The organism is Gordonia sp. NPDC003429 (assembly GCF_053588575.1).
The window spans coordinates 23,385-34,393 of sequence record NZ_JBSFQF010000015.1 but is presented as its reverse complement, the minus strand read 5'-3'; the positions used below and the strand labels follow the sequence as shown (position 1 = coordinate 34,393).

General features: G+C 66.6%; 15 protein-coding genes. 12 read left to right on the top strand and 3 right to left on the bottom strand.

Annotated elements, in window-relative coordinates; translation table 11 throughout:
• Nucleotides 1-206: 206 nt before the first annotated feature.
• The 3 genes from ACWDSI_RS16475 to ACWDSI_RS16465 are packed head-to-tail and all read right to left on the bottom strand — an operon-like array spanning nt 207 to nt 3,756.
• The gene (locus ACWDSI_RS16475) at nt 207-956 is read right to left on the bottom strand and encodes a succinate dehydrogenase/fumarate reductase iron-sulfur subunit (protein WP_449746541.1); all 750 of its coding nucleotides are present in this window, start codon (nt 954-956) and stop codon (nt 207-209) included.
• 24 nt (nt 957-980) lie between these two features.
• A complete protein-coding gene (locus ACWDSI_RS16470; RefSeq protein WP_449757184.1) occupies nt 981-2,954 on the bottom strand; it encodes a fumarate reductase/succinate dehydrogenase flavoprotein subunit in 1,974 nt (657 codons plus the stop codon).
• 1 nt (nt 2,955) lies between these two features.
• Entirely contained in the window at nt 2,956-3,756 is an 801-nt protein-coding gene (locus ACWDSI_RS16465; protein WP_449746539.1) for a succinate dehydrogenase cytochrome b subunit, read from the bottom strand.
• Nucleotides 3,757-4,351: 595 nt separating this feature from the next.
• Here ACWDSI_RS16465 and rpsJ point away from each other — a divergent pair.
• From rpsJ to ACWDSI_RS16405, 12 genes are all read left to right on the top strand, one after another.
• Nucleotides 4,352-4,657 (top strand): 30S ribosomal protein S10, encoded by a 306-nt coding sequence (gene rpsJ / locus ACWDSI_RS16460; protein ID WP_003938093.1) that lies wholly within the window; start codon nt 4,352-4,354, stop codon nt 4,655-4,657.
• A 17-nt stretch (nt 4,658-4,674) separates the two neighbouring features.
• The gene (gene rplC / locus ACWDSI_RS16455; RefSeq protein ID WP_449746538.1) at nt 4,675-5,334 is read left to right on the top strand and encodes a 50S ribosomal protein L3; all 660 of its coding nucleotides are present in this window, start codon (nt 4,675-4,677) and stop codon (nt 5,332-5,334) included.
• Nucleotides 5,331-5,990: a 50S ribosomal protein L4 gene (gene rplD, locus ACWDSI_RS16450; RefSeq protein ID WP_449746537.1), complete on the top strand. Its 660-nt coding sequence runs from the start codon at nt 5,331-5,333 to the stop codon at nt 5,988-5,990. The genes rplC and rplD overlap by 4 nt, the downstream gene beginning before the upstream one ends.
• Before the next feature lie 2 nt (nt 5,991-5,992).
• Nucleotides 5,993-6,298 carry a 50S ribosomal protein L23 gene (gene rplW, locus ACWDSI_RS16445; RefSeq protein ID WP_449746536.1) on the top strand — a complete coding sequence of 102 codons (306 nt, stop codon included), beginning with the start codon at nt 5,993-5,995 and terminating at the stop codon, nt 6,296-6,298.
• 34 nt (nt 6,299-6,332) lie between these two features.
• Nucleotides 6,333-7,169: a 50S ribosomal protein L2 gene (rplB, locus tag ACWDSI_RS16440; RefSeq protein ID WP_449746535.1), complete on the top strand. Its 837-nt coding sequence runs from the start codon at nt 6,333-6,335 to the stop codon at nt 7,167-7,169.
• A gap of 20 nt (nt 7,170-7,189) precedes the next feature.
• A complete protein-coding gene (gene rpsS / locus ACWDSI_RS16435; protein ID WP_005193585.1) occupies nt 7,190-7,471 on the top strand; it encodes a 30S ribosomal protein S19 in 282 nt (93 codons plus the stop codon).
• 2 nt (nt 7,472-7,473) lie between these two features.
• Nucleotides 7,474-7,884 (top strand): 50S ribosomal protein L22, encoded by a 411-nt coding sequence (rplV, locus tag ACWDSI_RS16430; RefSeq protein WP_449746534.1) that lies wholly within the window; start codon nt 7,474-7,476, stop codon nt 7,882-7,884.
• Between the two features lie 2 nt (nt 7,885-7,886).
• Complete coding sequence (rpsC, locus tag ACWDSI_RS16425; protein WP_449746533.1) at nt 7,887-8,693, top strand: 30S ribosomal protein S3; 807 nt, start codon at nt 7,887-7,889, stop codon at nt 8,691-8,693.
• 3 nt (nt 8,694-8,696) lie between these two features.
• A complete protein-coding gene (gene rplP / locus ACWDSI_RS16420; RefSeq protein WP_012835438.1) occupies nt 8,697-9,113 on the top strand; it encodes a 50S ribosomal protein L16 in 417 nt (138 codons plus the stop codon).
• Complete coding sequence (gene rpmC, locus ACWDSI_RS16415) at nt 9,113-9,346, top strand: 50S ribosomal protein L29 (RefSeq protein WP_449746532.1); 234 nt, start codon at nt 9,113-9,115, stop codon at nt 9,344-9,346. Before rplP ends, rpmC begins: the two co-directional genes overlap by 1 nt.
• Nucleotides 9,343-9,633, top strand: coding sequence for a 30S ribosomal protein S17 (rpsQ, locus tag ACWDSI_RS16410; RefSeq protein ID WP_449746531.1), 291 nt, complete (start codon nt 9,343-9,345; stop codon nt 9,631-9,633). Before rpmC ends, rpsQ begins: the two co-directional genes overlap by 4 nt.
• Before the next feature lie 182 nt (nt 9,634-9,815).
• Entirely contained in the window at nt 9,816-10,964 is a 1,149-nt protein-coding gene (locus ACWDSI_RS16405; protein ID WP_449757183.1) for an ABC transporter permease, read from the top strand.
• Nucleotides 10,965-11,009: the final 45 nt, after the last annotated feature.

Genomic DNA, 11,009 nt, shown 5'->3' with positions numbered 1-11,009 from the left:
TCGCTGGTTGAGCTTGTCGAAACCACCACCCGCGGGCACGCTCGACCCGAATCTGGGCACGCTCGACCCGGGTCTCCCGCTGGTTGAGCTTGTCTTTCGCTGGTTGAGCTTGTCGAAACCACCACCCGCGGGCACGCTCGACCCGAATCTGGGCACGCTCGACCGGGATCTGGGCACGCTCGACTGGGATCTGGGCACGCTCGACGTCAGTCGGGTTTGCGACGGAACCCGAAGCGCAGAGCCTCGCGGTTCACCCCGGCAATCGCGTCGAGTGGTATGCCTGCCGGGCAGACCGTGGCGCACTCGCCGAAGGTGGAACACGGGCCGAAGTCCTGCTCCATCTGACCGGTGATCGCCCGCGCCCGCCGACCTCGCTCCTGCCGACCCTGGGTGAGTGCGGCCAGGTGGAGCAGTTTGGCCCCGGCGAACAGGTGCGCGGAGCCGTTCGGGCAGGCGGCCACGCAGGCCCCGCACCCGATGCACGCGGCATAGTCGAGCGCCTTCTCGCTCTCGTCGTGGGGGAGGGGCTGTGTGTCGGCGTCGGGCGCCTGACCCGCCGCGACGGCAACGTGGCCACCCGCCTCGATCACCCGGTCCAACGCCGACCGGTCGACCACCAGATCGCGAACCACGGGAAAACTCTTGGCCCGCAACGGTTCCAGTTTGAGGTGGGTGGCGCCGTCGAAGTGACGCAGATGCTGTCGACACGACGGGGTGTTCGCGGTCGGCCCGTGTGGCCGGCCGTTGACCATCATCCCGCACGAGCCGCACACCCCCTCGCGGCAGTCAGAGTCGAAGGCGATCGGTTCACGGCCCGCGTCGACGAGGTGATCGTTGAGGCGATCGAGCACGTCGAGCAGCGACATTTCCGGTGTCGCATCATCGATCTCGTAGGTCTCGAACTGGCCGGCGTCGTCGACCCCGGTTTGCCGCCAGGCCTCGATGGTGAGTTTCATATCCGGTTCCCCATTTACTCAGCCTCACTTGTAGTTTCGCGTCTGCAGCGGCACGGCCCGGAAATCCAGCGGTTCGCGGTGGCGAATCTGCTTGTCGTCGGGAGTGGTCTCCCACGCCGACACGAAACACCACTGGGCGTCGTCGCGCATCGCCTCGCCCTGCTCGGTCTGATGATCGACGCGGAAGTGCGCGCCGCACGATTCGTCGCGGTCGAGCGCGTCGATGCACATCAACTCGGCGAGTTCGAGGAAATCCGCCACCCGCCCGGCGCGTTCGAGCTCTTGGTTGAACGCGGCCCCGCTCCCGACCACGCGGACGTCGTTCCAGAACTCCTCGCGCAGTTCGCGGACCTCGGCGATCGCCGCGGTGAGCGATTCGACGCTGCGCGACACCCCGCATCCGCGGTAGAGGACCTCGCCGAGACGACGATGGAACCGGTCGGGACCTGTTGTTCCGTCGACCGCGATCAGCCGCGACACCCGATCGCGCACACCGCTCGCCGCCTGCCGCACCGCGTCGTGGTCGAGCGGCAGCAGGTCCTCGCCGAGCAGCGGGGCGAGATAGTTGGGCACCGAGTACGGCAGTGTGAACCACCCGTCGACGCACGCCGACAGTAGCGAATTGGCACCCAGCCGGTTGGCGCCGTGATAGCCCCAGCCCACCTCGCCGCCGACGAAAAGCCCTGGGATCGAGGTCATCTGGTCGAAATCCGACCACAATCCGCCCATCGTGAAATGCGCGGCCGGCGCGATGCGCATCGGCACCTCGTAGGGGTCCTCACCGGTGGCGTCGTGATACATCGAGAACAGGTTGCCGTAGCGTTCGGCGATCGTGGCCTTGCCGAGTCGCGCCAGCGCGTCGGAGAAGTCGAGATACACGCTGTTGTGCAGCGGCCCCACTCCGTGCCCGCTCTCGATCTGTTCCCGCGCGGCGCGTGAGGCCACGTCGCGCGGGGTGAGATTGCCGTACGCGGGATACTTGCGTTCCAGGTAGTAGTCGCGTTCGGCCTCGGGTATGTCGCCGGGCGCGCGGTCGTCGTGCTCCTTGCGCGGCACCCAGATACGCCCGTCGTTGCGCAGCGATTCACTCATCAGCGTCGTCTTCGACTGCCATTCCGCGCTCACCGGCAGTGCGGTGGGATGGAACTGGATGAACGACGGCGAGGCCAGTAGTGCGCCGCGCCGATGCGCCCGCCACGACGCGGTGGCGTTGCAGTTGCGCGCCAGCGTCGACTGGAAGTACACGGTGCCGTACCCACCGGTGGCCAGCACCACGGCGTGCGCGGTCTGCGCGGTGATCTCCCCGGTCACCAGATCGCGGACGATCACCCCCTGTGCGCGGCCGTCGGCCACGATCAGGTCGAGCATCTCCTGGCGAGTGTGCAGCGTGACCGTGCCCGCCGCGACCTGCCGCAACAGCGCCTGCGACGCCGCGACCTGCAACTGCTGGCCGGTCTGGCCGCGGGTGTAGTAGGTGCGCGACACCTGGACGCCGCCGAAGCTGCGGGTGGCCAGCGACCCGCCGTACTCCCGGGCGAACGGTGCGCCGATCGCATTGAGATGGTCGATGACGCGGACGGATTCCTCGGCCAGGCGGAAGGCGTCGGCCTCGCGGGCACGAAAATCGCCGCCCTTGACCGTGTCGACCACGAAGCGATGCAACGAATCGTTGTCGACCTTACGCGCCCGCGCCGCGTTGATACCGCCCTGCGCGGCGACGCTGTGCGCACGTCGCGGGGCGTCGTGGAAGGTGAACGAGTGCACGTTGTAGCCGAGTTCGCCCAGTGCGGCGGCGCAGCCGGAACCGGCCAGCCCGGTGCCGACCACGATCACCGTGAACTTGCGCCGGTTGAGCGGACCGACGAGCTTGTAGGAGTCCCGGCGGCGCTGCCACGCGGTGGCCGGGTCACCGTCGGGCACACCGGACGCCATGTCGCCGCCGAGGCTGCGCAGGTCGTCGATGGCGACGGAGTCGGAGTGCGGTGCGGTGTGTGTCATGTCAGCCCACCACCCCGGTCAGCACGGCCAGCGGGATGGTGATGTTGCCGATCATCACGGCGGCCGCGACCAGCGCCCCGACACCCGCCCAGATCTGCCGCAGCCGCTTTCCGGTGCCACCGAGATCGTTGACGACGCTCCACAGGCCGTGGACGAGATGGATGCCGAGAAGCACCATCACCAGGATGTAGAAGGCGGCCATCGGCCAGCGGTGGAAACTGTCGATCACGTTGTTGTAGGCATACGACCGGTCGCGGGTGGCCGCCTCGTAGCCGTCCGACGCGATGGGGCGGGTACCGGTGGTCAGATCCAGGATGTGGATGACGATGAACACCAGCAACACCAGGCCGGTATAGGGCATCAGGGTTGCCGGCAGGCGCTTCCAGCTCATGCCTTTGCGTCGGAAGCGTCCCTTGGCCTTGTGTGAGCGGCCGATCAGGATGAACGACGACACCACGTGCAGTACCAGGCAGGCCAGCAGCACGACGCGGAAGATCCACAGCGCGCCCTCGTAGGGGAGGAGCGGTTCGAGCAAGGTGCGCAGCCAGTGGGCATAGTCGTCGAAGTGGGTGGCGCCGGTGTAGATCTTGAGATTGCCGATCATGTGTACCAGCACGAATAGTGCGAACACGGTGCCGGTGAGCGCCATCGTCACCTTGAGGGTCACGTTGGACGGCCGCGGACGCGCGGCGGTGGGCATCGGCGTGGCGACCCGTGGGGTGGGAATCGGAACCGGGTGGTCGGCGTCGTCGACCACCATGCCGTCCGGTCCGCGGTCGGTGGGCGGGATGAGCGTGCTCATGCAAGGCCTTCCGGAGTCGGCTCGGGGCTGGCGAACCGGGTGTCGGGGTCCCGTGTTCCACGCTAGGGCTTTGATCTCCGGTGTGCCCGGGGATAAGGCACAAATGACACGAAGCAGTTATCTGCGTCGCGCGGAGGTCACGCGTCGTCGACCTCGGCTGTGCCGGCAGTAGGGGCACGATCGACGTGGATGTGGGCACGCTCGACGCGGATGTGGGCACGCTCGACGCGGATGTGGGCACGCTCGACGTGGATTTGAATTGCTCCCCCGACCTGGTGCATACTTGTCGGGTTGCCTTGACCGGCGGACGTGGGAATTCTCGCGGCCCCGACAAGGTGAATGACTCCCAGGCCTCCGAAACGGGGACTGGGCGTGTAACTCATGCCCCGGATCAGGGGTAATGGCACGACACGCCCGACCGCGGGTGCCGGAGCACAACGGCTCACCACCAGTGGTGAGCCAACGTACAACGACAGATGAACAGCGTCGATCCCGCCCATCTCACGAGCGGATCAATGTGCCACCGGTAATTGGCGCCGGCCAAGGTCACGCGGTGTTTGTCTGTCGAGAACAACTGACGGAAGAGGACACAAGCGTGGCGGGACAAAAGATCCGCATCAGGCTCAAGGCCTATGACCACGAGGCGATCGACGCTTCGGCGCGCAAGATCGTGGAGACCGTGACCCGTACGGGTGCACGCGTCGTCGGCCCGGTGCCGTTGCCCACCGAAAAGAACGTGTACTGCGTCATCCGCTCGCCGCATAAGTACAAGGACAGCCGCGAGCACTTCGAGATGCGCACTCACAAGCGACTCATCGACATCCTCGACCCGACGCCGAAGACGGTCGACGCGCTGATGCGCATCGACCTTCCGGCCAGCGTCGACGTCAACATCCAGTAGGCGGGGGGACGAGAATTATGAGCAATCAGAGCGCAAGCAAAGGCATCCTGGGCACCAAGCTCGGCATGACCCAAGTATTCGACGAGAACAACCGTGTCGTTCCGGTCACCGTCATCCAGGCGGGCCCGAACGTCATCACCCAGCTGCGCACCGACGAGCGCGACGGCTACACCGCCGTGCAGCTCGCCTACGGCGCCATCGATCCGCGCAAGGTGACCAAGCCGGTCGCCGGTCAGTTCGCGAAGGCAGGGGTCACCCCGCGTCGCCACCTGGCCGAGATCCGCGTCGCCGACACCGCCGAGTTCGAGATCGGTCAGGAACTGACCGCCGAGATCTTCGACGACGGCGCGCTGGTCGACGTCACCGGCACCTCCAAGGGCAAGGGATTTGCCGGCGCGATGAAGCGCCACGGCTTCTCCGGCCTGGGTGCCAGCCACGGTGCGCACCGCGTGCACCGCGCCCCCGGTTCGATCGGTGGCTGCGCCACCCCGGGCCGTGTGTTCAAGGGCATGCGGATGGCCGGGCGGATGGGTAACGACACCGTGACCACGCAGAACCTCACCGTCCACAAGGTGGACGCCGAGGCCGGCCTGCTGTTGATCAAGGGCGCCATCCCGGGCCGCAAGGGCGGCATCGTGGTGGTCCGTGACGCCGTGAAGGGTGGTGCGAACAAATGAGCACCGAAACGACAGAAACCAACTTGACGCTGGACGTCAAGACCGCCGACGGCGCGACCAACGGAACCGTTGACCTGCCCGCCGAGATCTTCGACGCACCTGCCAACCTCGCGCTGATGCACCAGGTCGTGGTGGCCCAGCAGGCCGCCGCCCGCCAGGGCACGCACGCCACCAAGACCCGCGGTGACGTCCGCGGCGGTGGCGCCAAGCCGTACCGCCAGAAGGGCACCGGCCGCGCCCGCCAGGGTTCGACCCGCGCCCCGCAGTTCACCGGTGGTGGCACCGTGCACGGCCCGCAGCCGCGCGACTACAGCCAGCGCACCCCGAAGAAGATGAAGGCGGCCGCCCTGCGCGGTGCGCTGAGCGATCGCGCCCGCAACGAGCGCATCCACGTGATCACCGAGCTGGTCTCCGGGCAGGTCCCGTCGACCAAGTCGGCACGTCAGTTCCTGGAGACCCTCAGCGACCGGCGCAAGTTCCTGGTGGTGCTGGGCCGCGAGGACCTGACCGCATGGAAGAGCGTCGCGAACCTCGGCAACGTGTTGCCGATCGCACCCGATCAGCTCAACACCTACGACGTCCTCTACGCGGACGACGTGGTGTTCAGCGTCGAGACGCTCAACGCGTTCATCGCACAAGCCAAGAAGGAGGCGTGAGCATGGCTACGCAGGCAAACCCGCGTGACATCATCCTGGCGCCGGTGATCTCGGAGAAGTCCTACGGACTCATCGAGGACAACGTGTACACCTTCCTGGTGCACCCGGAGTCCAACAAGACGCAGATCAAGATCGCCGTCGAGCAGATCTTCGATGTGACCGTCGCCAGCGTCAACACCGCCAACCGGCAGGGCAAGCGCAAGCGGACTCGCTTCGGCTACGGCCAGCGCCGCTCCACCAAGCGCGCGCTGGTGACGCTGACCGCCGACAGCAAGCCCATCGAGATCTTCGGAGGCTCGGTCAGCTGACCGGGACTCTACGGAACAGAGGGACTTTCAACTCATGGCTATTCGTAAGTACAAGCCGACGACCCCGGGTCGCCGCGGATCGAGTGGCTCGGATTTCGCCGAGATCACCCGCGATCACCCGGAGAAGTCGCTGGTTCGTCCGCTGCATGGTCGCGGCGGTCGTAACGCACACGGTCGTATCACCACCCGGCACAAGGGTGGCGGTCACAAGCGCGCCTACCGTCTGATCGACTTCCGTCGAAACGACAAGGACGGCGTCGATGCCAAGGTCGCACACATCGAGTACGACCCCAACCGCACCGCGCGCATCGCGCTGCTGCACTTCGTCGACGGCGAGAAGCGCTACATCATCGCGCCCAAGGGCCTGTCCCAGGGCGACGTGGTGGAGACCGGCCCCACCGCCGACATCAAGCCGGGCAACAACCTGCCGCTGCGCAACATCCCGACCGGTACCCAGGTGCACGCCGTGGAGCTGCGCCCGGGCGGCGGCGCCAAGATGGCCCGCAGCGCCGGCGCATCGATCCAGTTGCTCGGTAAGGAGGGCACGTACGCCACGCTGCGTATGCCCTCCGGTGAGATCCGTCGCGTCGACGTGCGCTGCCGCGCCACCGTCGGCGAGGTGGGCAACGCCGAGCAGAGCAACATCAACTGGGGCAAGGCCGGCCGCATGCGCTGGAAGGGCAAGCGCCCCACCGTCCGCGGTGTCGTGATGAACCCGGTCGACCACCCGCACGGTGGCGGCGAGGGCAAGACCTCCGGTGGTCGCCACCCGGTCAGCCCGTGGGGTCAGCCTGAGGGCCGCACCCGTAAGAACAAGGCCAGCGACAAGCTGATCGTCCGGCGTCGTCGCACCGGCAAGAACAAGCGATAAGCACAGGAGGGAGTTAGAGAATGCCACGCAGCCTCAAGAAGGGCCCGTTCGTCGACGACCACCTGCTTGCCAAGGTGGACGCGCAGAACGAGAAGGGCACCAAGCAGGTCATCAAGACCTGGTCGCGCCGTTCGACCATCATCCCCGATTTCATCGGACACACCTTCGCCGTCCACGACGGACGCAAGCACGTGCCGGTGTTCATCTCGGACAACATGGTCGGGCACAAGCTGGGCGAGTTCGCCCCCACCCGTACCTTCAAGGGTCACATCAAGGATGACCGGAAAGCGAAGCGCCGGTAATCATGACTACGAAGACTGAAAATCCGACAGCCCAGGCGACCGCGCGCTTCGTGCGTGTGACGCCGATGAAGGCACGTCGCGTGATCGACCTGATCCGCGGCAAGAACGTCGACGAGGCCCTCGACATCCTGCGGTTTGCCCCGCAGTCGGCATCCGAGCCGGTGTACAAGGTCCTCGCCAGCGCCGTCGCCAACGCGGAGAACAACCAGGATCTGGATCGCCGGACCCTGGTGGTGTCCACCGCGTTCGCCGACGAGGGCCCCACGCTCAAGCGGTTCCAGCCGCGTGCGCAGGGTCGTGCGTTCCGTATCCGCAAGCGCACCAGCCACATCACCGTGGTCGTGGAGAGCTTGCCGGAGAAGGCCGGAGCGTCGCGCGGCCGGTCGCGTCAGCCGAAGAAGAAGGGAGCCTGACAGTGGGCCAGAAAATCAACCCGCACGGCTTCCGTCTGGGCATCACCACCGACTGGAACAGCCGGTGGTACGCCGACAAGCAGTACGCGGAGTACGTGAAAGAAGATGTCGCCATCCGCAAGCTCCTGTCCACCGGACTCGAGCGCGCCGGCATCTCCAAGGTGGAGATCGAAAGGACTCGCGACAGAGTTCGAGTTGATATCCACACCGCCCGTCCGGGCATCGTCATCGGCCGCCGCGGCGCCGAGGCCGACCGGATTCGTGGCGACCTGGAGAAGCTGACCGGTAAGCAGGTTCAGCTCAACATCCTCGAGGTCAAGAACCCCGAGTCCGACGCCCAGCTGGTGGCGCAGGGTGTGGCCGAGCAGCTGAGCAACCGTGTGGCGTTCCGTCGCGCGATGCGCAAGGCCATCCAGTCGGCGATGCGACAGCCGAACGTGAAGGGCATCCGGGTCCAGTGCTCGGGTCGCCTCGGCGGCGCAGAGATGAGCCGCAGTGAGTTCTACCGCGAGGGACGCGTGCCGCTGCACACGCTGCGCGCCGACATCGACTACGGACTCTACGAAGCCAAGACGACCTTCGGCCGGATCGGCGTGAAGGTCTGGATTTACAAGGGTGACATCGTCGGTGGCAAGCGTGAGCTGTCCGCAGCCGCGCCGGCCGCCGAGGATCGTCGTCCGCGCCGTCCCAGCCGTCCCCGCCGCAGCGGTGCCTCGGGCACCACGGCCACCAGCACCGACGCAGGTCGGGCAGCTGAGGCTCCGGCAGACGCGACGGTCGGCGCCGGAGCAGAGAAGCAGGAGGGCTGAGGCATGTTGATCCCCCGTCGGGTCAAGCACCGCAAGCAGCATCACCCCAGCCTGAAGGGTCAGGCCAAGGGCGGCACCAAGGTGACGTTCGGTGATTTCGGCATCCAGGCACTGGAGAGCGCGTACATCACCAACCGTCAGATCGAGTCCGCTCGTATCGCGATCAACCGCCACATCAAGCGTGGCGGCAAGGTGTGGATCAACATCTTCCCCGACCGTCCGCTGACGAAGAAGCCCGCCGAGACCCGTATGGGTTCGGGTAAGGGTTCGCCGGAGTGGTGGGTGGCCCCGGTCAAGCCGGGCCGCGTGCTGTTCGAGATGACCTACCCCAATGAGGAGATCGCTCGCGAGGCCCTGCGTCGCGCGCAGCACAAGCTCCCCATCAAGACCCGGATCGTGACCAGAGAGGAGCAGTTCTGATGGCACTCGGAGTGGCAGCAGCCGAGCTGCGCGATCTCACCGACGCTGATCTGGTCGACCGGCTCAAAGAGTCGAAGGAAGAGTTGTTCAACCTTCGGTTCCAGATGGCCACCGGCCAGCTCGACAACAACCGTCGTCTGCGGACCGTGCGTCGCGAGATCGCGCGGATCTACACCGTGATGCGTGAGCGTGAGCTGGGACTGGCGTCGGGACCGGACGGTGATGACGCATGAGTGAGGACCAGAAGGTGACCGAAACCCCCACCGTTGAGCGCAACCGCCGCAAGGAGCGGATCGGTTACGTCGTCAGCGACAAGATGCAGAAGACCATCGTGGTCGAGCTGGAAGATCGTAAGAGCCACCCGCTCTACGGCAAGATCATCCGGACCACGAGCAAGGTCAAGGCACACGACGAGAATGGCGATGCCGGCGTCGGTGACCGCGTGCGGATCATGGAGACCCGCCCGCTGTCGGCGACCAAGCACTGGCGTCTGGTCGAGGTGCTGGAGAAGGCCAAGTAGCCACAAAGGCTCAGGAGCTTTCTGCACAACAGCAGTCACGAGCGGCCCGTCCCATCCGTGGGACGGGCCGCTCGTCTGTATGGGCAACCTCGTCGTGCAAGTCCGTGCCCGAACGGTGCTGTGTGTGTCGTGCCACGACCGACGAGCCGCAGCCGTTGCCGGGGTGTTGTTGAATAGCGGAGATGAGCGCGGAAGGGGAACTCGATTCGCTGGCCGACTCGGCCGATCAACTGCGTCGGCTGGCGGCGTCGGCGGAGTGGGACGTCGCCGACGCACGTCGCCGACTCGTCGACGCGGCCGGTGAGATGATCGCCGACGCGGTCGCCGACGCGCAGGGGGTGGGTGCCGCCGCGGCCTCCGACTACTGGGCCGAGCGTGCCCGACGACTCACCGCGGATCTCGCCACGACCCCGGCACCCGCACTCGGACCGATCGCCGATGCCGACGTGGTGGTGGCGACGGCGGTGGCGCGCGCGGCCATTGCGCAGGCCGCGCTCACCGCGGACCGGGCGACCGTATCCGACGAGGAGACGACCGGTGCCGCCGAGAGTCGTCAGCTCATCGGCGGTGTGCGCCGTGCTGCGCGTGCCGTGGGCACCGAGACCCGACACGAACTCGATCACGTGGTGGTCGGACGACCCCACTCCGTGCTGATCCGCCTCATGATCGCGCTCGGGGTGTCGATCGGGGTTGCGGTGGTGTACCGCGTCACCGGTTTCTCCGACAAATATGATTCGTACAGCGCGCTGGCGCTCTTCCTGCTGTCGGTCGGCGTGGGCAGCAGCATTTGCACCAACGCCCTGTGCGTCGACTCCTTCCACGTCCGCGACGAACTCGGTGGCGGCGACCCGCTGTGGCGGATTCTGATCGGCAAGAACCTGGCCATGCTGATCAGCACTCTGGTCGTCGGGTCGATCGTCATCGGGGTGCTGGCCCTCGTCGACGATGACCTCGGCCTGGCGTCGATGTTCGATCAGTTGGTCACCATGACATTCATCTGGCTCGGGGTGGGAAACGTGCTGTCGGTGGTGTACCCGCTGCGCGCCGAACCGCTGCCGGCGCGCTTCAAAGACGCCTCCTGGAAGGCCTACCTGCAGGGATTCGCCGTCTCATATGTCGTCGGCCTGGCCGTCAACCTGATGATCTACTGGCGACTGTGGGCCAAGGACACGGCGTCGGACAAGCTACCCGCCGGGCAGTGGGGCGCGCTGGCGGCGGTGCTGACCAGTTCGGTGGGGGTGTGGCTGCTGCTCAGCGTGCTTGCGGTCGTGTGTGCGCAGTACCCGCCGATCCGCCGGGCGCTCTCACGCGAGATCGCCGCGGGGGCCTGACCAGGGTTCGGGTTAGGCTGCCTCCCATGTCCACACATCGGCGAG

Coding starts and splice junctions, on each gene's coding strand:
- ACWDSI_RS16475 (WP_449746541.1), bottom strand. CDS start 956: ATGAAACTCACCATCGAGGCCTGGCGGCAAACCGGGGTCGACGACGCC.
- ACWDSI_RS16470 (WP_449757184.1), bottom strand. CDS start 2,954: ATGACACACACCGCACCGCACTCCGACTCCGTCGCCATCGACGACCTG.
- ACWDSI_RS16465 (WP_449746539.1), bottom strand. CDS start 3,756: ATGAGCACGCTCATCCCGCCCACCGACCGCGGACCGGACGGCATGGTG.
- rplC (WP_449746538.1), top strand. CDS start 4,675: ATGAGCAATCAGAGCGCAAGCAAAGGCATCCTGGGCACCAAGCTCGGC.
- rplD (WP_449746537.1), top strand. CDS start 5,331: ATGAGCACCGAAACGACAGAAACCAACTTGACGCTGGACGTCAAGACC.
- rplW (WP_449746536.1), top strand. CDS start 5,993: ATGGCTACGCAGGCAAACCCGCGTGACATCATCCTGGCGCCGGTGATC.
- rplB (WP_449746535.1), top strand. CDS start 6,333: ATGGCTATTCGTAAGTACAAGCCGACGACCCCGGGTCGCCGCGGATCG.
- rpsS (WP_005193585.1), top strand. CDS start 7,190: ATGCCACGCAGCCTCAAGAAGGGCCCGTTCGTCGACGACCACCTGCTT.
- rplV (WP_449746534.1), top strand. CDS start 7,474: ATGACTACGAAGACTGAAAATCCGACAGCCCAGGCGACCGCGCGCTTC.
- rplP (WP_012835438.1), top strand. CDS start 8,697: ATGTTGATCCCCCGTCGGGTCAAGCACCGCAAGCAGCATCACCCCAGC.
- rpmC (WP_449746532.1), top strand. CDS start 9,113: ATGGCACTCGGAGTGGCAGCAGCCGAGCTGCGCGATCTCACCGACGCT.
- rpsQ (WP_449746531.1), top strand. CDS start 9,343: ATGAGTGAGGACCAGAAGGTGACCGAAACCCCCACCGTTGAGCGCAAC.
- ACWDSI_RS16405 (WP_449757183.1), top strand. CDS start 9,816: ATGAGCGCGGAAGGGGAACTCGATTCGCTGGCCGACTCGGCCGATCAA.